15 protein-coding genes are annotated in these 20,414 nt (G+C 74.1%); 8 read left to right on the top strand and 7 right to left on the bottom strand.

Annotated elements, in window-relative coordinates; translation table 11 throughout:
- Positions 1-267: 267 nt before the first annotated feature.
- Entirely contained in the window at positions 268-1,473 is a 1,206-nt protein-coding gene (locus tag ACFYTT_RS24280) for a hypothetical protein (RefSeq protein ID WP_387262525.1), read from the bottom strand.
- Positions 1,474-1,858: 385 nt separating this feature from the next.
- Here ACFYTT_RS24280 and ACFYTT_RS24275 point away from each other — a divergent pair, with 385 nt between their 5' ends.
- A complete protein-coding gene (locus ACFYTT_RS24275; protein ID WP_176094957.1) occupies positions 1,859-3,292 on the top strand; it encodes an RNB domain-containing ribonuclease in 1,434 nt (477 codons plus the stop codon).
- Between the two features lie 189 nt (positions 3,293-3,481).
- Positions 3,482-4,180 (top strand): NADPH-dependent F420 reductase, encoded by a 699-nt coding sequence (gene npdG / locus ACFYTT_RS24270; protein WP_176094956.1) that lies wholly within the window; start codon positions 3,482-3,484, stop codon positions 4,178-4,180.
- Positions 4,181-4,241: 61 nt separating this feature from the next.
- On the opposite strand, the gene ACFYTT_RS24265 is transcribed toward npdG, so the two are convergent.
- The 3 genes from ACFYTT_RS24265 to ACFYTT_RS24255 all read right to left on the bottom strand — a co-directional run bounded on the left by ACFYTT_RS24265 (position 4,242) and on the right by ACFYTT_RS24255 (position 7,633).
- Positions 4,242-4,760: a hypothetical protein gene (locus tag ACFYTT_RS24265; protein ID WP_387262738.1), complete on the bottom strand. Its 519-nt coding sequence runs from the start codon at positions 4,758-4,760 to the stop codon at positions 4,242-4,244.
- A gap of 134 nt (positions 4,761-4,894) precedes the next feature.
- Positions 4,895-5,740 (bottom strand): 3-methyl-2-oxobutanoate hydroxymethyltransferase, encoded by an 846-nt coding sequence (gene panB / locus ACFYTT_RS24260; RefSeq protein WP_131054874.1) that lies wholly within the window; start codon positions 5,738-5,740, stop codon positions 4,895-4,897.
- Between the two features lie 111 nt (positions 5,741-5,851).
- Positions 5,852-7,633 (bottom strand): NAD+ synthase, encoded by a 1,782-nt coding sequence (locus ACFYTT_RS24255; RefSeq protein WP_357216397.1) that lies wholly within the window; start codon positions 7,631-7,633, stop codon positions 5,852-5,854.
- A 205-nt stretch (positions 7,634-7,838) separates the two neighbouring features.
- Between ACFYTT_RS24255 and glnA the strand changes: the two genes are divergently transcribed.
- Positions 7,839-9,188: a type I glutamate--ammonia ligase gene (glnA, locus tag ACFYTT_RS24250; RefSeq protein WP_131054872.1), complete on the top strand. Its 1,350-nt coding sequence runs from the start codon at positions 7,839-7,841 to the stop codon at positions 9,186-9,188.
- Between the two features lie 98 nt (positions 9,189-9,286).
- Complete coding sequence (locus tag ACFYTT_RS24245; protein WP_131054871.1) at positions 9,287-9,712, top strand: DUF350 domain-containing protein; 426 nt, start codon at positions 9,287-9,289, stop codon at positions 9,710-9,712.
- Between the two features lie 60 nt (positions 9,713-9,772).
- Here the strand turns inward: ACFYTT_RS24245 and ACFYTT_RS24240 are convergent, their stop codons facing one another.
- Positions 9,773-10,273 (bottom strand): hypothetical protein, encoded by a 501-nt coding sequence (locus ACFYTT_RS24240; protein ID WP_387262520.1) that lies wholly within the window; start codon positions 10,271-10,273, stop codon positions 9,773-9,775.
- A 134-nt stretch (positions 10,274-10,407) separates the two neighbouring features.
- The gene (locus tag ACFYTT_RS24235) at positions 10,408-11,283 is read right to left on the bottom strand and encodes an LD-carboxypeptidase (protein ID WP_387262735.1); all 876 of its coding nucleotides are present in this window, start codon (positions 11,281-11,283) and stop codon (positions 10,408-10,410) included.
- 193 nt (positions 11,284-11,476) lie between these two features.
- On the opposite strand from ACFYTT_RS24235, the gene ACFYTT_RS24230 reads away from it, so the two are divergent.
- Together ACFYTT_RS24230 and ACFYTT_RS24225 are read left to right on the top strand one after the other, a co-directional pair.
- Positions 11,477-12,244, top strand: coding sequence for a type 1 glutamine amidotransferase (locus tag ACFYTT_RS24230; protein ID WP_131054869.1), 768 nt, complete (start codon positions 11,477-11,479; stop codon positions 12,242-12,244).
- A complete protein-coding gene (locus tag ACFYTT_RS24225; RefSeq protein WP_387262516.1) occupies positions 12,244-15,354 on the top strand; it encodes a bifunctional [glutamine synthetase] adenylyltransferase/[glutamine synthetase]-adenylyl-L-tyrosine phosphorylase in 3,111 nt (1,036 codons plus the stop codon). The genes ACFYTT_RS24230 and ACFYTT_RS24225 overlap by 1 nt, the downstream gene beginning before the upstream one ends.
- 71 nt (positions 15,355-15,425) lie before the next feature.
- Here the strand turns inward: ACFYTT_RS24225 and ACFYTT_RS24220 are convergent, their stop codons facing one another.
- Complete coding sequence (locus ACFYTT_RS24220) at positions 15,426-17,099, bottom strand: hypothetical protein (RefSeq protein ID WP_387262514.1); 1,674 nt, start codon at positions 17,097-17,099, stop codon at positions 15,426-15,428.
- Between the two features lie 35 nt (positions 17,100-17,134).
- Here ACFYTT_RS24220 and mptB (ACFYTT_RS24215) point away from each other — a divergent pair, with 35 nt between their 5' ends.
- Entirely contained in the window at positions 17,135-18,544 is a 1,410-nt protein-coding gene (gene mptB / locus ACFYTT_RS24215; RefSeq protein ID WP_387262511.1) for a polyprenol phosphomannose-dependent alpha 1,6 mannosyltransferase MptB, read from the top strand.
- Between the two features lie 14 nt (positions 18,545-18,558).
- Entirely contained in the window at positions 18,559-20,205 is a 1,647-nt protein-coding gene (mptB, locus tag ACFYTT_RS24210; protein ID WP_387262509.1) for a polyprenol phosphomannose-dependent alpha 1,6 mannosyltransferase MptB, read from the top strand.
- Positions 20,206-20,414: the final 209 nt, after the last annotated feature.

Here is a 20,414-nt window from a genome sequence, read left to right as displayed (position 1 = left end):
GCGAACACCCGCCCGGCAGACTGCCGCCACGGACCGCACCGCCGGCCTCACCCGTACGCCGACCACGCGTCGCGCGACCGGCACCGCCCCGGCCACCCGTACCGCGTCCGGTGCTGCCGGCCGGGCCCCGGCCTCCCAGCGCACCACCGCCACGCCCCCGGCCGCCCGGCGCACCGCCACGGCGACCCCGGCCGCGAACGCGACCGCGTCAGCGGGCACCACGACGGCCCCCGCCCGCAAGCGCGCCGCCGTGAAGTCCCCCGCCAGTCAGATCACCGCGGCGACCCCTGCGGCTGCCGGTCGGAAGACCGCGCCCGGGTCCGCTACGGCTGCCACCGGCGTGAAGCCCACGCCTGCGGCTGCGGCGAAGAAGACGGCCGCTGCCGGTGCGGGGAAGAAGACCACCTCGGCGCGGGCTGCGGCGAGCGAGGGGCGCCCGGCTCCGGCGCGCACCACGACAGCGGCCAAGCGGGCACCGGCCAACAAGGCCACCACAGCGACGGCCACAGCGGCCCGGACCACGGCGGCGCGGACCACGGGTACCCGGAGCACGAGCACTCGGAGCGCGGCGGCCGGCAGTACAGCGGCCCGGGGCACGGCAGCGCGCACCACGGCCGCCAAGGCGTCCGCGAGCGCGGCGACCCCGGCGCGTAAGACCGCGCCCGCCGCGCGCAAGGCCGCGCCGGCCCGGAAGGCTGCTTCCGCCGTGGGTAAGACTGCGCCCGCGCGCAAGGCTGCTTCCGCCGCGCGGAAGGCCGCGCCCGCGCGCAAGGCGACGATGGCGCGGGCCACCACCGCGCGCAAGGCACCGGCCACGAAGACCACGGCGGCGGCCAGCAAGGCACCCGCGCGCAAGACCACCACGGCGTCGACCCGGACCCCCGCCCGTACGACGGCGGCGAAGGCGCCCGCGAAGAAGGCCCCGGCGAAGAAGGCGTCCACCGCCGCCCCCGCGACGAAGACGACGGCCGGTCGGACCGTTTCCGCGCGCAAGGCCGCTCCCGCGAAGAAGACGGCTCCGGCGAAGAATGCCTCGACTGGTCGGGCTACACCGGCGCGCAAGACCGCTCCGGCGAAGAAGGCGACAAGTCGCGTCGCTCCCGCGAAGAAGGCGGCTCCGGCGAGGAAAGCGGCGACAGGTCGCGTCGCTCCGGCCCGTAAGACCGCTCCGGCGAAGAAGGCGACCTCGACCCGGCCGGCCGCGACACGCAAGACGGCGACCGTAGCGAAGAAGACGACGACCCGGGCCACGGCGGCGCGCAAGTCCGCACCGGCGAAGAAGTCTGCGGCGAAGGCGACGAGCAGGGGTACGGCGGCTCGGAAGTCCGCCGTCCCGGCGAAGAAGTCCACCGCCTCGGCGCGCACGTCGACAGCACCGGCCCGGAAGTCGACAGCACCGGCCCGCAAGTCCACGGCGAGCGCGACGACCAGGGCGGCGGCCCGCAAGTCCACGGCCCCGGCGAAGAAGGCCACGACGAGCGCCGCGAGCCGTGCGCGTCAGTCCACGGGTTCGGCGGCGAAGTCCACCGCGAAGCGGACGACGACCTCGGCCCGCAAGGCCCCCGCCAAGCGAGCCACCGCCAAGTAGGCACCCCACTTCGACGAAGCAGGTCCCTACCCACGCGTTGCCCGTCGGTCACCCTCGCGCACTCAAGGCCGGCCTCGCACGCTCAAGGGCCGGTCGACCCGCGCGATCATGGAGTTGTGGCCCCCCGCGAAAGCCGCGAAATTGGGCGAGGCGGGTGCCACAACTCCATGATCGACGCGTGCGGGCTCGCCGCACCCGCCACCGACGTGTGGTGGTGGGGTGGTCGGTCGGGGGAGGGCGGGGTGTGCGGGAGGCTGTCAGGATTGGCCCATGGTCATCCGACGGGTTGTCGCACCCCGCATCGATTTCGGCGGGCTACGTCGTGAGTTGGGGCTGCCTGAGGCGTACCCCGAGCAGGCGCAGCGGGAGGCCGACGAGGCGGTCGCCGCACCGCCCCGGCCGGCGGTGGACCGGACGGACGTGCCGCTGGTCACGGTGGATCCGCCGGGGTCGCGGGATCTGGACCAGGCGATGCACCTCAGCCGCCGTACGGGTGGGGGCTTCCGGGTGCGGTACGCGATCGCGGACGTGGCCGCGCACGTACGCCCGGGTGGTGCGTTGGAGGAGGAGACCTGGCGGCGGGGGCAGACGGTGTACCTGCCCGACGGCAACGTGCCGTTGCACCCGCACAGTCTCGGTGAGGGTGCGGCGAGCCTGTTGCCGGACGTGGACCGGGCGGCGGTGCTGTGGACCATCGACCTGGACGCCGAGGGCGCGACCACGGCTGTCTCGCTGGAGCGGGCGCTGGTGCGCAGCCGGGCCCAGTTGGATTATCCGAGTGTGCAGGCCGACGCGGACGCGGGCCGGTTGCCGGAGCCGATCGCGTTGTTGCCGGAGATCGGTGCGCTGCTGACCGCGCGGGGTCTGCGCCGGGGTGCGATCAATCTGCCGATCCCCGAGCAGGACGTGGAGGCCGACGGCGACGGGTGGCGGCTGGTGCTGCGGGCACCGGTGCCGATGGAGGAGCACAACGCGCAGATTTCGCTGCTCACCGGGATGGCGGCGGCGGACCTGATGCTGGCCGGCGGGATCGGGCTGTTGCGGACGATGCCCGCGCCGAAGGCGGAGGCGGTGCAGCGGTTGCGGGCGGCGGCGGGGCCGCTGGGCGTGGACTGGCCGGAGGGGATGAGCGTCGGGGAGTTGCTGCTGGGGTTGGACCCGGCGCAACCGAGGGCCGCCGCCTTCGTCGATCAGGCGGCGGAGCTGATGCGGTCGGCGGCGTACACGGCGTTCGACGGCGAGGTCCCGGAGCAGCCGGTGCACGGTGGGGTGGCGGCGGCGTACGCGCACGTGACAGCGCCGCTGCGTCGGCTGGCCGACCGGTACGCCACGGAGGTCTGCCTGGCCCTGCACGACGGCCGTGCGGTGCCGGACTGGGCCCGGGAGGCGTTGCCCCGGTTGCCGGCGGTGATGTCGACGACGGACCGGGCCGCGTCGGCGGCGAGTCGGGGTGCGATCGACCTGGCCGAGGCGGTGTTGTTGGCGCACCGGGTGGGGGAGACGTTCGACGCGGCGGTGCTGGACGTCGACGCGCCGCCGAACGGCAAGGGGCGCGCGAACCGTCCGCCCGGGGGCGCGGTGGCCCTGGACGATCCGCCGGTACGGGCCCGGTGCACCGGCGAGCTGACGCTCGGCACCCGGGTCCGGGTCCGACTGGTCGCGGCCGACCCGGCCACCCGCACGGTCACCTTCGCCCTGGCCTGATCCGGCTCACGGCGGTCTCCGACGGGCGGCGGGACCCGGCTCGCCGCGATCCTCGACCACCGGGACCCCGCAACGGTCGGCGGTGCGTAGTCGCGACGCTGCGGGCGGTTGCCGTCGGGCCTGCTCAGCGGGGTTTGTCACAGCTCAGAGCGCTGCTGCGGGGCCGCAGGATTTGCGAGGATGACGACCATGGCATATGACGCGAGCGACCTGCCCGACGTTTCCGGGCTCACCGTCGGCATCATCGGTGGCACCGGTGACCAGGGCCGGGGGCTCGCCTACCGGTTCGCCCGGGCCGGTCAGACGGTGCTCATCGGTTCCCGTTCCGCGCAGCGCGCGGCCGAGTCGGCTGCGGAGATCGCGGCCCTGCCGGGCGTACCGGCGGAGGGCAGCGTGACCGGGGCGGACAACGAGGAGGTGGCCCGGCGCAGCGACGTGGTGATCATCGCGGTGCCGTGGGACGGGCACGCCGCCATCGTCTCCGCGCTCGCCGCACCGCTCGCCGGCAAGATCGTGGTCGACTGCGTGAACCCGCTCGGCTTCGACAAGCAGGGCCCGTACGCGTTGCCGGTGTCGGAGGGCAGCGCCGTCCAGCAGGCCGCCGCGCTACTGCCCGACTCCCGGGTCTGCGCCGCGTTCAACCACGTCAGCGCGCCGCTGCTGGCCGACCCGGAGATCGACCGGATCGAGCTGGACGTGCTGATCTGCACCGAGGAGCGGGAGCTGGTCGGGATCGTCGGCGCGCTCGCCGCCCGGATCCCCGGCATGCGGGGCATCTACGCCGGACGGCTGCGCAACGCGCACCAGATCGAGGCGTTCACCGCCAACCTGATCGCGATCAACAAGCGCTACAAGGCGCACGCGGGCGTCCGCGTCACCGACGTCTGAGCGACCGTACGACGCAGCGGCCCGCCGGGATCCCGGCGGGCCGCTGCGTCGTACGCAGGGATCAGAAGACGACCTCGACGCCGGCCTTCTTGCAGGCGGCGGTGAGGTTCTCGCCGGCCTTGGCGAAGCCCGGGTTGTCGGCGGCGGCGGCCGGATCGGCGGCGGCTGCCGCCCGACCCGCCTCGGTGCTGAACTTGCCCATCGCGGCGGCCACCTTGCTGTCGCCGCCACCGCTGGCGGCGAGCTTCGTCATCTCCTTCTCCAACCCGCCCAGGATCTCCTTGAACACGGCCGGGGTCGGCTCGCCGCCGGACTGAAGGGCCTTGACGAGTTCGGCCCGCATCCCGTCACTGGCCTTCTTCGCCGACTGGCACAACTTCTTGTCGCCGACCACGTCGGCGGCGCTGGCCGTCGACGGCGCGGAGGCGTCGGGGGTCGGGGTGGCCGAGGGCGGCGCGACCGTGGCGGTGGGGGGTACGGCGGACGGGGCGGGGTCGGCGGCGGTGTCGGCCGAGTCGCCGCCGCAGGCGGTGAGCGCCAGCAGGCAGGCGCACGCCAGGGTCAGGACGGAGGTGTGCATTCGCTTCACGGGCCGGTACGTTAGCCGCCTTCCGCAGATCCCGCTGCCCGGTTCCGACGGTGCCGCCGCAGGGACGGGCAGGTCGGTGGGCGTGTCACGGCCCGTGCGTGCGTCCACGGGCCGTGACGGTCCGCTCAGAAGGTGTGTTCGGCGCCGGGGAACTCCCCGCCGCGTACCTCGTCGGCGAAGCGCCGGGTGGCCTCGCCGAGCACGCCCGCGAGGTCGGCGTACCGCTTGACGAACCGGGGCGTCCGGCCGGTGCGCAGCCCCGCCATGTCCTGCCAGACCAGCACCTGGGCGTCGGTCTCCGGGCCGGCGCCGATGCCCACGGTCGGGATGCTCAGCTCAGCGGTGATCCGTTTGGCGACCTCACCGGGCACCATCTCCAGCACCACCGCGAAGGCGCCCGCCTCGGCCACCGCCCGCGCGTCGGCGATCACGTCCTCGGCGGTGTCGCCCCGGCCCTGCACCCGGTAGCCGCCGATGGTGTGTTCGCTCTGCGGCGTGAACCCGATGTGCGCCATCACCGGGATGCCGGCGCCGACGACGGCGGCGATCTGGTCGGCGCAGCGCCGGCCGCCCTCCAGCTTCACCGCGTGGCAGCCGCCCTCCTTCATGAACCGCACGGCGGTCCGCAGGGCCTGGGTGGGGCCCTCCTCGTACGAGCCGAACGGCAGGTCACCGACGACGAGCGCCTGGCGGGTGGCCCGGACGACGGCCCGGACCAGCGGCAGCAGTTCCTCGGCGGTGATCGGGAGGGTGGTCTCGTAGCCGAACACGTTGTTGGCGGCCGAGTCGCCGACCAGCAGCACCGGGATGCCGGCGGCGTCGAAGATCGAGGCGCTGTACTGGTCGTACGAGGTGAGCATGGGCCACTTCTCGCCGCGTTCCTTGGCGGCGATCAGGTCGCGGGTGCGGACCCGTCGGGTGACCGGGCCGCCGTAGAGGGCGGTCACCTCGGTCGGGGTGGACTCCACCATGACTGTCTCCTTCCTCGAGGCCGCGTACGCGGTCCCCGGGCTCTGCCGCGATCGTCGCACCGGCGGCCCCGGTCGCGGCAGAGCGCAGTGGAGGATGTCACTCGCCGGTGGTCAGCCGTCCTCGCGCCACCGGTTGGTGATCGGCAGCCGCCGGTCCCGCCCGAACGCCTTCATCGAGATCTTCGCCCCGGGCGCGGACTGGCGGCGCTTGAACTCGGCGGTATCCACCAGCCGGAGCACCTTGTCCACCACCGCCGGGTCGTGCCCGGAGGCCACCAGGCCGTCGCGGCCCAGGTCGCCGTCGATGTAGCCGATCAGGATCGGGTCGAGGACGTCGTAGTCGGGCAGCGCGTCGCTGTCGAGCTGGCCGGGGCTCAGTTCGGCGCTGGGCGGCTTGCCGATCGAGTTCTCCGGGATCGGCGGCGTCCCGCCCCGCCGGGTCGCCTCGGCGTTGCGCCAGGTGGCCAGCCGCCAGACCAGTGTCTTCCAGACGTCCTTGATCGGGTTGAAGCCGCCGACCGAGTCGCCGTAGATGGTGGAGTAGCCGACCGCCAGTTCGCTCTTGTTGCCGGTGGTGAGCACCAGGTGGCCCTCCTGGTTGGACAGCGCCATCAGGATGACGGCGCGTACCCGGGCCTGGAGGTTCTCCACCGCAACCCCGGAGAGCGACATGTTCGCCAGGAAGGTGTCCACCATCGGTTGGATGGGCTCGACCCGGTAGTCCAGGCCGGTGCGCTCGGCCAAGTCGGCGGCGTCGTCGCGGCTGTGCCCGGAGGAGTGCTGGCTGGGCATGGAGAGGGCGACCACCCGGTCGGGACCGAGCGCGTCCACCGCGATGGCGGCCACCACGGCCGAGTCGATGCCGCCGGAGAGCCCGAGCACCACCGAGGGGAAGCCGTTCTTGTCGACGTAGTCACGCAGGGCCAGGACCAGGGCCTCCCACACCTCGGCCTCGTCGGCGACCGGCTCGACGATCCCGCCGTGGACCGGCGGGCCGTCCGGTGCCGGGGGCAGGGCGTCGATCGTGCCCCGCACCATCCGCAGCCCGCCGGTGAGCGCGGCGCCGTCGCGGGCACCGCCGAGGGTGGCGCCCGGACCGCTGCCCGTCTCCGGCAGCTCCACGTCGTGCACGAGCAGGTGCTCCACGAACTGCGGCGCGCGGGTCAGCAGCGTGCCGTCCGCCGCGACGATCATGGAGTCGCCCTCGAAGACCAGCTCGTCCTGGCCGCCGACCATGTTGACGTACGCGATGGTCGCCTCGGCCTCGGCGGCGCGCCGGCGGACCACCGGCAGACGCAGGTCGTCCTTGTTCAGCTCGTACGGAGAGCCGTTGATGCTGACCACCAGCCCGACCCCGGCGTCGCGGGCGGCGGCGAACGGGCCGCCGGCCTGCCACAGGTCCTCGCAGATGGTCAGCGCCACGTCCACCCCGCCGAGCCGGACGACGGTCAGCGTGTCGCCGGGCACGAAGTAGCGGTCCTCGTCGAAGACGCCGTAGTTGGGCAGGTGGTGCTTGAAGTAGGAGACCACCACCTCGCCCCGGTGCAGCAGGGCGGCGGCGTTGCGGGCCCCCCGGCCCGGCTCGGCGTCCGGGCTGACCTGGGGCGGGCCGTCGGCGTCGAGGTATCCCACCACGACCGGCAGGTCACCCAGCCCGTCGGCGGCCAGGTCGGCGGCGAGGCGGCGCAGCGCCGCCTGGGACGCCGCGACGAAGGAGCGCCGGAACACCAGGTCCTCGACCGGGTAGCCGGTCAGCGCCAGCTCCGGGAAGAGCACGAGTCCGGCTCCGGCGTCGGCGGATCTCCGGGTCCACGAGCGGATCATCTCGGCGTTGCCGGCGATGTCGCCGACCCGGGGGTTGACCTGGCACAGCGCGAGACGCAGGGTGGGCATGTCCTCATCTTGCCCACGGTGGGCGGACTCGACACGTGGTGTCCGCGCAGACCACGCCACCCGGCGACCGGGGGTCGGGACTGGGCGGGACGCAGTGGCCGCGGGTCGGTTAACGTCTGCGTAATCGGGTCGGTGGAGACTGGTCGGTCAGGTCGGGTAATCACCGTCCGAAGCCGGACATAGCGTGTCGCGGAAGGTTGGGGCAGTGGACCGTCAGCAGGAGTTCGTCCTCCGCACGCTCGAAGAGCGGGACATCCGTTTCGTCCGGCTGTGGTTCACCGACGTGCTCGGCACGCTCAAGAGCGTCTCCGTCGCCCCCGCCGAGTTGGAGGCCGCCTTCGAGGAGGGCATCGGGTTCGACGGCTCGGCGATCGAGGGCTTCGCCCGGGTCTTCGAGTCGGACATGGTCGCCATGCCCGACCCGACCACCTTCCAGGTCTTCCCGTTCGAGGGCGGGGTCAGCGGCGAGAGCGCCCGGATGTTCTGCGACATCCTGCTCCCCGACGGCGGGCCCTCCTGGGCCGACCCCCGGCACGTGCTGCGCCGGGCGCTGTCCCGGGCGGCGGAGAAGGGCTTCACCTTCTACACCCACCCCGAGATCGAGTTCTTCCTGCTGGAGAACGGCCCGATGGACGGCAGCGTCCCGGTGCCGGTGGACAGCGGCGGCTACTTCGAGCACACCACGCACGCGGTGGCCCGCGACTTCCGCCGCCAGGCCGTGCTGTCGCTGGAACGGATCGGCATCTCGGTCGAGTTCAGCCACCACGAGGTAGCCCCCGGCCAGCAGGAGATCGACCTGCGCTACGCCGACGCGCTGACCACCGCCGACAACATCATGACCTTCCGGCACGTGGTCAAGGAGGTGGCGCTCTCCACCGGCGTGCAGGCCACCTTCATGCCCAAGCCCTTCACCGACCAGCCCGGCAGCGGCATGCACACCCACCTGTCGCTGTTCGAGGGGGAGCGCAACGCGTTCCACGACGCGGGCGACCCGATGAAGCTCTCCAAGGTGGCCCGGGCGTTCATCGCCGGGCTGCTGGTGCACGCCCGCGAGTACACGGCGGTCACCAACCAGTGGGTCAACTCCTACAAGCGGCTCTTCCCCCAGGCGTTGCCGGACCGGGTCACCGAGAGCCCGGCGTACGTGTGCTGGGGGCACCTGAACCGCTCCGCGCTGGTCCGCGTCCCGGCGTACGGCAAGCCGAACTCGGCCCGGGTGGAGGTCCGCTCGCCCGACTCGGCGGCCAACCCGTACCTCGCCTTCGCGGTGCTGCTCGGCGCCGGGATGAAGGGCATCGAGGAGGGGTACGAGCTGCCGCCGGGCGCCGAGGACGACGTCTGGTCGCTGACCAGCGCCGAGCGCCGCGCCATGGGGTACGAACCACTGCCGGAGAACCTCGCCGAGGCGATCGACGTGATGGCCGGCTCGGAGCTGGTCGCCGAGGTGCTCGGCGAGCACGTCTTCGACTTCTTCCTGCGCAACAAGCGGGCCGAGTGGGAGCAGTACCGCCGCGAGGTCACCCCGTACGAGCGCCAGCGGTACCTGTCGCTGTAGGACCGCCACCACCGCCCGGGCGGGCGTTGCGCGGTGCCGCTATCGTCTCGATCACCGTGCCGGCGCCCGCCGGCCGCAGACGGTGGGGGAGGCAGTCGGTGCTGGAGGATCTGCTCAGCGGAGCCTGGCAGAGCGTGGTGTTCGGGGTGGTCGGGGTCGGGCTGATGGCCGCCGGTTTCGTCCTGGTCGACCTGCTGACCCCGGGCAAGCTGCGGGACCTGATCTGGATACGCCGCAACGCCAACGCCGGCCTGCTGCTCGCCGCCAACCAGCTCGGCGTCGCCGGGATCGTCTTCACCGCGATCCTGACCAGCTACAGCGACTTCGCCAAGGGGCTCGCCTCGACGATCCTGTTCGGAGTGATCGGCCTGGGCATCATGGCGCTGGCCTTCTTCGTGCTGGACCTGCTCACCCCCGGCAAGCTGGGCGAGGTGATCTGCGCCGACGAGCCGCACCCGGTCGCCAAGGTCAGCGCCGCCACCCACTTCGGTGCCGCGCTGATCGTCTGCGCCTGTATCGCCTGAGCCGGCACGCGTCAGCACGACCGTGGGGCGGCATCCGGACGGATGCCGCCCCACGCGGTGTCACTTCCCGCCGGTCCCGCCGGGGCCGCCCCGACCGGCCCAGCCGCCCGGCCCGCCGAACACGCCGGCCTCCACGGCCGCGGTGATCGCGTCGGCCTGCTCCTGGGTGAGCTTGCCGTCCTCGACCGCCTTGGCCAACCGCTCGGTCAGCGCCTCCGTACGGTCCTCGGGGGAGCCCTTCGGTCCCCGGTCCCCGTCAGGACGCTCGCGACCCTCGCCGTCCGGGCGAACCTGCGGCTTGTGCTCCTCACGGAGCTTCTCCAGCGCCTCGGTGACCTTCTCGGTGGGTACGCCCAGCTCCTCGGCCAGGGACTCGGCGAACTTCGCCCGGTGCGCGCCCGGCTCCGGCCGCTTCTCGTCCTGCTGCTCGGCGCTCGCGCTGGCGCTCGGGGTGGCCTTGTCGTCGGCGAGCGCCACCGTGGGGGCGGCGATCCCCACGCCGAGGACACCCGCGGCGGCCAGCCCGGCCAGCAGGTGCTTCTTCGAGATCGTGCGGGACATCGGTCCTCCAACTCGTCGGTGATGCGATGACGTCACCGACAGTGACCAGTCTGGCTGGGGTCGAGCCGTGGCAGACCTGTCAGCGAGCTGGCAATCGCGCCGCGAATACCGGACGAACCGGACTTTCGGGTTGTTCAGCGGACAGCCGGGTCCACGGTCACCGTGCCGGCGTCGGCGTCGAGGACGGCCCGGGTGCCCACCGGCACACTGAGCTGACCGGGCCCGTGCCCGACCGGCAGCCCGCCCAGCACCGGTACGCCCAGGTCGCCCAGACGTTCGGTGAGTACGTCGGCGACGCTCACCGGCCAGCCGTCCGCGCAGTCGGTGAACTGGCCCACCGCCACCCCTGCCAGCCCGTCCAACGCGCCCGCCCGACGCAACTGGGTCAGCATCCGGTCGACCTTGTAGGGCGGCTCCTGCACGTCCTCCAGCAACAGCACCGCCCCGCTCAGGTCCGGCATGTCCGGGGTGCCCACCGAGGCCACCACCAGGCAGAGGTTGCCGCCCAGCAGCCGGCCGACGGCCCGGCCCGAGGTGCGTACCGGGAAGGTGTCCTCGGTCTCGACCGCGCGTACGGTCACCGGCGCGGTGGTGGTCAGCGCCGCGTGCAGGGACTCGGCGGACGCCAACGGCGTGCGCTCGTCCCGCCACGCCGCCCCCGGCCCGTGCACCCCGGCCAGCCGGGCGCCCCGCCACAGCGCCAGTTGCAGCGCGGTGATGTCGGAGAACCCGGCCACCACCTTGGGATCGCGGCGCACCGCCGCCATGTCGATCGCGTCCACCACCCGCTGTGCGCCGTACCCGCCCCGGGTGCAGATCACCCCGCGCACCGTCGGGTCGCCGAAGGCGGTGTTCAGGTCGGCCGCCCGCTGCGCGTCCGTGCCGGCCAGGTAGCCCTGCCGCGCGTACACGTGCGGGGCGGGCACCGGCCGCAGGCCCCAGCCGGTGAGCAGCTCGATGCCCCGGGCCACCCGTTCCGGACGGGTCGGCCCGGACGGCGAGACCAGCATCACCGTGTCGCCGGGGCGCAGCGCCGGCGGGCGTACGACGTGATCGGGTGCGGTGTGGTGGGACACAGCGGCAGAGCCTAGTGCGGTGTCCAGGAACGTCCACCGGACCTCGCCGCGACACCGCCGACGTTCCTGGACACCGCACCGGTCCCGCGCGCCGGGCCCGTCGGCCGGACCGGATAGCCTCGACGGCGTGGCTACCGCGTTGGTGATCGAGAACGACCCGACCGACGATGCGCGACGGCTCGGCGAGTGGCTGACCGAGGCCGGTCTGGAGCTGTCGGTGTCCCGCCCGCACGCGGGCGACCCGCTCCCCGCCGACCTCGACGGGTACGCCGCGCTGGTGGTGCTCGGCGGCGACCAGCAGGCCTACCCGGACCCGGACGGCAAGCCCGGCGCGTCCTGGCTGCCGGCGGTGGAGGGGCTGCTCCGCAAGGCCGTTCGGCACCGTGTCCCGACACTCGGGGTCTGCCTCGGTGCGCAACTGCTCGCCACCGCGCACGCCGGCACGGTCGAGCGCAGCCGCTCCGGCCCGGAGGTGGGGCCCGCCGTGGTCGGCCGGCGTGACGCCGCCGAGAACGATCCGCTGTTCCGGTACGTCCCGCTCATCCCCGACGTGCTCCAGTGGCACACCGACGAGATCACCGAGCTGCCGGCCGGTGCGACCCTGCTGGCCGCCTCCACCCGCTTCCCGCACCAGGCGTTCCGCCTCGGCGACCGGGCCTGGGGCCTCCAGTTCCACATCGAGTGCGACGCCGACATGATCGCCGAGTGGGCGACCGACTCGGCGGTGCTGGCCGAGCTCGACTACGACCCGGAGCTGGTGGTCGCCGCCTGCGCCGCCGTGCTGGCCGACGTGGAGGACGTCTGGCAGCCCTTCGCCGCCAGGTTCGCCGCCCTGGCCCTGGGCGAACTGGACGACAGCGGGTCGCGCCGCACCCTGCCGCTGCTCGGGCACTGATGGGCCGCCCGAGCAACGCCACCGGCCGGCTCGCCCGGTACGGCTTCGGCATCACCGACGACGACCTCGGCGCCCGCGCCGCCGACCTGCTCGGCCCGGACGGGCTCGACCTGTGGCGCCCGCAGACCCAGGAGCCCACCGGCGACCAGGCGCGGGAACTGCTCACCGCGCTGTCCCGGGCCGCCGACCCGGACCTGGCGCTGCGCCAACTGCACCGGATGGTCGAGGCCGAGCGCCGCGCCCTGGCCGGCACGAACGGCGGCACCGGTGCGGCGGTACGCCAGCGCGGCGCCGGACCGGGCCAGGCCACCGCCCCCGCCCAGGGGCAGCCGGTGGCCGCCTCGACCGGAGGCATCGGCGCCGGGTCGCCGCTGCTGGCCGCGCTGCACGACGACCCGGGGCTGCGCCGTCGACTGATCGCCGTGCTGGGCGCCTCCTCGGCACTGGGCGACCACCTCGTCGCCAACCCGGACCAGTGGACGGTGCTGCGCACCGAGTCGGACGGGCTCGCCCCGACCGCCGACGGGCGGCTGGACCTGACCGGCGAGGGCAACCCGGTGGCGGTGCTGCGTCGGGCGTACCGGCTGGCGCTGCTGCGCGTCGCGGCGGCCGACCTGACCGGTGGGCGCGGCCTGGAGCAGACCATGGCCGCACTCTCCGCGCTGGCCGACGCCACCCTCACCGCCGCGTACGCGATCGCCGTGACCGAGCTGCCCGAGGGCGCCCGGGAGCCGCGCCTGGGCGTGGTGGCGATGGGCAAGTGCGGCGGCGGCGAGCTGAACTACGTCTCGGACGTCGACGTGATCTTCGTGGCCGCCGAGGACGACGACCTGGCGGCGGCCACCACCGTCGCCACCCGGCTGATCCACATCTGCGGGCTGGTCGCCTGGCCGGTCGACGCCGCTCTGCGTCCCGAGGGCAACCGGGGGCCGCTGGTGCGTACGCTCGCCAGCCACCTGGCGTACTACCGGCGCTGGGCCCGCACCTGGGAGTTCCAGGCGCTGCTCAAGGCCCGTCCGGCCGCCGGTGACCTGGCGCTCGGCCGGGAGTGGATCAATGAGCTGGCGCCGCTGCTCTGGCACGCCGCCGAGCGGCCCGAGGCGGTCGAGGACGTCCGGGCCATGCGTCGGAAGATCATCGACAACATCCCGGCCAAGGAGCAGGAACGCGAGATCAAGCGCGGTCCCGGCGGCCTGCGCGACATCGAGTTCGCGGTGCAGTTGCTGCAACTCGTGCACGGCCGGGGCGACGAGTCCCTGCGCGCACCCGGCACCATCCCCACCCTGCGGGCGCTGGTCACCGGCGGCTACGTCGGCCGGGCCGACGGGGAGGCGCTGCTGCGCGGCTACCGCTTCCTACGCGGCGTCGAGCACCGCCTGCAACTCCAGGGCCTGCGGCGCACCCACACCGTGCCGACCGAACCGGGCGCGCTGCGTTGGCTCGCCGCCGCGCTCGGCTACACCGCCACGCCGGGACGCAGCGCCGTCGAGGAGTTCCGCGCCGAGTGGGTCACCCACGCCACCGAGGTACGCCGACTGCACGCCAAACTGCTCTACCGGCCGCTGCTGGAGTCGGTGGCCCGGGTACCCGCCGACGGCCTGCGCCTGACCCCGGAGGCGGCCCGCAACCGGCTGGAGATCCTCGGATTCGCCGACCCGGCCGGGGCGCTGCGTCACCTCCAGGCCCTCACCGGCGGGGTGAGCCGCACCGCCGCCATCCAGCGCACCCTGCTGCCGGTGCTGCTCAGCGAGTTCGCCGACGCCCCGGAACCCGACCGTGGCCTGCTCAACTACCGCCAGGTCTCCGACTCCCTCGGCAGCACCCCCTGGTATCTGCGCCTGCTGCGTGACTCCGGCCCGGTGGCCCGCAGGCTGGCCCGGGTGCTCTCCTCCTCCCGGTACGTCGCCGACCTGCTGAGCCGGGAACCCGAGTCGCTGCGTCTGCTGGCCGAGGAGAGCGAGCTGACCCCCCGGCCCCGCGAGGTGCTCGGCGACGGGTTCGCCGCCGCGGCCGCCCGCCACACCGACCCGGTCGAGGCGATCCGGGCGGTCCGCGCGCTGCGTCGCCGGGAACTGCTCCGGCTCGCCTGCGCCGACGTGCTCAGCCACGCCGGCTCGCTGACCCCCACCCGCCCCGACACGGATCGCTCGACGCTCGGCGACATCATCACCGTCGGCACCGCACTGGCCGCCGTCACCGACGCCACCCTGGCCGCCGCGCTGCGGGCCGTCCGCGCCGCCCAGCCCGCCATGCCCGACCTGACGTTCGCGGTGATCGGCATGGGCCGCCTCGGCGGGTACGAGTCGAACTACCTCTCCGACGCCGACGTCCTCTTTGTCTACGAGGCCCCCGAGGGCGTCGCCGAGAGCGCGGCGAGCGCCGCCGCCCACGCCATCGCCGAGGAACTGCGCCGGTTGCTCGGCATGCCGGCACCCGACCCGGCCCTCGGCGTCGACGCCGACCTGCGCCCCGAGGGCCGGCAGGGGCCGTTGGTCCGCAGTCTCGCCGCCTACCAGCAGTACTACGCCCGGTGGTCGCGGGTGTGGGAGGCGCAGGCGCTGCTGCGGGCCCGCTGCGTCTGCGGCGACGCCGACCTGGGCACCCGCTTCGAGCAACTCGTCGACCCGGTCCGCTACCCGGCCGACGGCCTCACCCGGGAACAGATCATCGAGATCCGCCGGATCAAGGCCCGGGTGGAGACCGAACGGCTGCCCCGGGGCGCCGACCCGGCCACCCACACCAAACTGGGCCGGGGCGGCCTCGCCGACGTCGAGTGGGCGGTGCAGTTGCTCCAGTTGCAGCACGCCGGTGCCCACCCGTCGCTGCGCGGCACCCGTACCCTCGACGCCCTCTCCGCCGCCCGCGACGCCGGCCTGATCGACCCGGCGGACGCCGAGGCGATGACCGCCGGCTGGACCCTGACCGCCCAGGTCCGCAACGCCCTCATGCTGGTCCGGGGCCGGGCCGGCGACCAACTTCCCCGGCACGGCGTGGAACTGGCCGGCGTGGTCCGGCTGCTCGGCCGCGACGATCCGGGCGAGTTCCTCGACGAGTACCTGCGCACCGGCCGCCGCTCCCGCGCCGCCATGCAACGCGTCCTGGAGATGTAAGGAAGGGCACCTTATTAACGCCTGCGGTAGAGCAGGGGTCCCCTGCTAACACCCCGTCGAGAGCCCGAGGATCAACCACCGAGGGTGTACGTGCCGGCGCCCGGCACCGTGACCACCGTCCAGTCCCCGTCGGCGTCGACGGTGGCGCCGCCGGACGCGGTCAGCCAGCGGCTGTGCCGGACCCGCACCGGCACCGGGCCCGCGTCCGGGGTGCGGAAGGTCACCGAGGCGCCGTCGGAGCGGACCACCTCGGCAGGGGCACCCACCAGCGGCGTCGGGTCGGTCACCGCGTACAGCCGCCAGTGGGGGTCGGACCACACCTCGGTCAGGTACGGCAGGCCGCCCGTGACCAGCTCGGCCTCGGCGCGGCCGACCCAGGACAGTGGTGCGTCGGGCACCGCGACGTACTGCACCGCGTACTCGTCGAGCCAGTCCCGGTAGCTGTCGGCGGTCAGCGGCACACCGGTGCCGGCCGCGCCGGGCACGGTGGTGAAGAAGAGCGGGTTGCGGTCGATGTCCGCCTGCCGCAGCCAGCCCCGGGCCAGCGGCACGTCACCCATCCGGGCGGCCTCCCAGTAGTTGCGGGTGGGCGGCACCTCCAGCCGGCCGGTCAGCCCGCGCCGGTCCAGCTCGGCCCGCAGGGGGGCGTAGTAACTCGGACGGCTGGTCGGGTCGCCGATGCTGCGCAGGTCGGCGGAGACCACCGGCGGCTGCCACCAGCACACCGCCGCCAGCAGCACAGCGAGCGCCACCGCCGCCACGCCCCGCCGCCTCGGCCGCGCCGACACCTCGGGTCGCCCGATGAGGTCGGGCCGAGTCGGGGGACTGGCCTGGACCGATCGGCCGGGCTGGGGCGAAGCGTCGGGTCGCGGTGCGATGCGGAGGTGGGCCGAGCGGGCCAGCCAGGCGGGGGGACGGGCGGCGGCGGCCAGGACCGGCAGGGCGAACATGGTCGCCAGCCGGGTGGCGTTCAGCCCGACCGGGGTGTGCACCAGCGCCGTCGCGACCACCCCGCCCGCTGCCAGCACCGCACCCGACCGCACCGGGCGGTAGCCGACCAGCGCGGCCACCAGCAGGGCGGTCACCGTCGCCCGGATCGTGTCGGTCCGGCTGATGTTCATCCAGCCGCCGTCACCGAACAGCACCGCGGTCACCCCCAGCGGCACCGCCGCCGCGACCGCGACGGTCAGCCCGTCGGCGTACCGGCCGGACAGCAGCACGGCGACCCCGGCGAGACCGACGAAGAGTCCGGCCACCGGACTGGCCGCCGAGGCCAGCAACGCCGCCGCACCGGCCAGCACGAGCGGTCGCCACGAACTGCGGCGCCAGGTGAGGGCGAGCAGGGCGGCGAGGCCGAAGGCCACCCCGAGGCCGTACGTCACCCGGCCGGAGACCAGGTTGCCGGCGATGGTGACCACCCCGACCAGGCTGCCGAGGAGCGGCCGAGGCACTCCGGTGCGGACCAGCAGCGCGGCGAGGAGGGCCGCCGCCGCGACCACCGCGATCACGCCGGTGAGGCGTACCCCGAGCAGGGCCATCACCGGCTGGGTCAGCAGGCTGTAGCCGAACTGCTGGACCCCCGCGTACCAGCGCAGGTCGACCGGGGTCGCGCCGTGTGCGGCGAAGAAGTCGGCCCGGGCCACCTGCGCCGCCAGGTCCGAACCCATCGCCGGAAGGATGAGGTACGCCACACCGAGCGCCCCGGCGGACGCGGCGGCCAGCGCCACCACCCGACTGCCCCGCATGCCCACCTCCGTACCGCGCTCACGGTACTGGCAGCATGTCGGACGTGTCCCATCACCTCGTGCGCTGGACCGGACTGGCCGGATCGATCATGCTCGCCGTGGCGGCGTTCCTCGGCGGCGCCCTGCCCGACGGCGACCTGCGGCCCACTCCGCTGCGCATCTGGCAGGGGCCGTACGGGCCGCTGATCATCGCGTTGTGGCTGTTCGGTACCGCCGCCATGGCGTTCGCGTGGTGGACGTTACGGGACCGGGTGCCGTCGGCACGGTGGGCGCTGGTCACCGCCGGGCTGTGGCTCGTGCCGTTCCTGTTCACGCCGCCGCTGGGCAGCCGGGACGCCTACGCGTACGCCTGTCAGGGGGCGAGCTTCGCCAACGGCATCAGCCCGTACGAGTACGGCGTCTCCACGTTGCCGTGTCCGTGGCTGGACACCATGTCGTTCATCTGGCGGGACACCCCGGCGCCGTACGGGCCGCTGTTCGTGGTGCTCTCCGGCGCGATCGTCGCCGCGACCGGCTCGCTGATCGCCAGCATCGCGCTGTTCCGGGTACTCGCGGTCGCCGGTGTGCTGCTGACGGCGGTGAGTGTGCCGGTGCTGGCCCGCCACTGCGGTGTGCCGGTCGGCCGGGCGCTCTGGCTGGCGCTGGCCGGTCCGCTGGTGGGCGTACACCTGATCTCCGGGGTGCACAACGACGCGTTGATGGTCGGGTTCATGGTGGCCGGCCTGGCGATCGTGGTCAGCCGACCGGCCCGGCCGTGGCCGCTGCTGGCCGGTGGCGTGGTGCTCGGCATGGCCGCCGGGATCAAGGTGACCGCCCTGGTGGTGGTCCCGTTCGCGGCGCTGCTGGCGATCGGCGGCGGCTTCACCCTGCGCGGGTTGCTGCGCCACGGCACCCCGGTGGTCGGCGGAGCGGTGGCGACACTGATCGGGGTGACCCTCGGTGCCGGGTTGAACCTCGGCTGGATCACCGGGCTGTCGCACGGCAACGAGGTGATCGCCTGGACCTCACCGCCGACCGCCGTCGGGCAGACCGTCGGGTACGTGCTGCTGCCGTTCGGCCTGCACGTCGACGCGCTGCCGGTGACCCGGGGGATCGGCATGGTCGTGCTGGCGGCGCTGCTGGTGTGGTTGTGGTTCCGGGCGCGTCACCGGGAACCGCTCTGGCACGCCGCGCTGGCGCTGACCGCCACGGTCGCGCTGGCCCCGCTGTTCCACCCCTGGTACTGGTTCTGGCCGCTGGCGCTGCTCGCCGCCACCGCCCACCGCACCTGGTGGTTCAGCGCGGTCACGGTGTTCGCCGCGTTCCAGGTGCTGGCCGACGGCACCGGCCTGCCCCGGTACACCAAGACGGTCGGTGCGCCGCTGATGACGCTGTTCGTGATCTGGGTGGCGGTCCGCTTGGTACGGTCGGCTCGGGCGGCCCGCCGCCCGGTTCCCGTCGACTGAGGAGAGGCACGCCGGTGACCGAGACCGGCGTCCGACCCGCCTCCGCCCGCGACCGCCGCGTCCGGTATGTCGGCCTGCTGGGGGCGGTGGCCCTCACCGTCGCCGCGTACACCGGTGGCGCCCTGCCCGACAGCATCACCACCCGGGCCGGCCACCCCTTTCCGGCCGTACTGCTGTGGCTGCTCGGCACCACCGCCATGGTGGGCGCCTGGTGGACCCTGCGCGCGGGCGCCCCGTCGACCGGGTGGGCGTTACGGACCGCCGCGCTGTGGACGGTGCCGCTGCTGGTCAGCGCACCGCTGGGCAGTCGGGACCTCTACTCGTACGCCTGCCAGGGCTGGGTGTACGCCGACGGCGGTGACCCGTCCGCCACCGGTGTCGCCGCGGCGGGATGTCCGTGGCTGGACGCCGTCGCCCCGGTGTGGCGGGACACGGCGGCACCGTACGGCCCGTTCTTCGTCCTTCTCGCCGCGCTCGCCGTGGTCCTCGGCGGCACCCTGGTCGGGACGCTGGCGGTGTTGCGGGTGCTGGCGGTGGCGGGACTGCTGCTGGCCGCGTTCTGCCTGCCCGGCCTGGCGCGGGCGGCGGGGGTGCCGCCCGCGCGGGCGACCTGGCTGGTGCTCGCCTGCCCGCTGGTCGGGGTGCACCTGGTGTCCGGCGCGCACAACGACGCCGTGATGCTCGGTCTGCTCCTGCTCGGTCTGCTCCTGCTCGTCCGACGTCCCGCCTGCTCTGCCGGTGCGCTGTCCGGCGCTGCGGCGCCGCCGCCGGTCGGTGGTGTGCCGGATGCTGCGAGGGGGCACTCGGTCGCCGTGGTGCTGGTCGCCGGGGTGCTGCTCGGCCTGGCGGTCTCGGTGAAGGCGACCGCCGTGGTGGTGCTGCCGTTCGCCGCGCTGGCGGCCGTCCTTGGCCGGTACACGGTGGCGGCACTGCTACGCGACGGCGGCACGCTCGCCATCGGAGTGCTCGGCGCGCTCCTGCTCTCCTCACTGCTCTCCGGTCTCGGGCTGGGCTGGATCGGTGGACTCGGCAGCAGCGGCGACACCGTGCAGTGGACCTCGCCGCCGACCGCCGTCGGCATGCTCGTCGACTACCTCGGTGAAGCGGTCGGGCTGCCGCCCGTCGGTGTGCCGGTGGCCCGGATCCTGGCACTGACACTGCTGGCGGTCCTGCTGGTGCTGCTCTGGTGGCGTACCTGGTCGGCGCTGCGCCACCCCCGCCAGCCGGACCGAGGACAGCGCGGTGAGCACGGGGATGCCCGCGCCGCCGACGCCGCTCCATACGGCCCGCCTGCGGCCCGCGCGACCGGCAACGGCCCGCCTGCTGCGTTCGGTGTCAGCCCGTCGGGGGTGGGCGCGGGGGTGAGCCGGCACCGTTCGGTGCTGCTCGGCGCGGGCTTGGCGCTGGCCCTCACCGTCGTCCTCGCGCCGGTCTTCCACCCCTGGTACGCGACCTGGCCGCTGGCGCTGCTCGCGGTGACGGCGACCCGGACCATCTGGTTCCTGGTGCCGAGCGCGCTGGCGTCCTTCCTCGCCCTGCCGGACGGCACCAACGTGGCTCGGCTGGTGAAGGCACCCGGCGCGGTGGCGATGACCCTGTTGGTCTCTGTCCTGGCGGTCCGATTTCTGTCCCGGATCCGCCGGAACCGTGAGCCACACTGAGCCCAGTTGCCGCGAAGCCGGGTCGCACGCCGACCGCCGGCCGGAGGTGGGGAGATTTGTTGTCGCTCCAGCGACAACAAATCTCCCCACCTCCCCGCGCCGACACCGTGAGCGCCGGCTGGAGACGCCGCCATGATCCCTCGCGCCTGCCGTCAGCGCCTGCGCCAGCGCGGCCCGGCGTGGGCTCACGCCGCACAGCCGGCACGCTT

This window comes from Micromonospora sp. NPDC003816, assembly GCF_042874705.1.
In the GTDB taxonomy this organism is placed as follows: Bacteria; Actinomycetota; Actinomycetes; order Mycobacteriales; family Micromonosporaceae; genus Micromonospora.
This window is presented reverse-complemented; position numbering and strand designations above follow the sequence as displayed.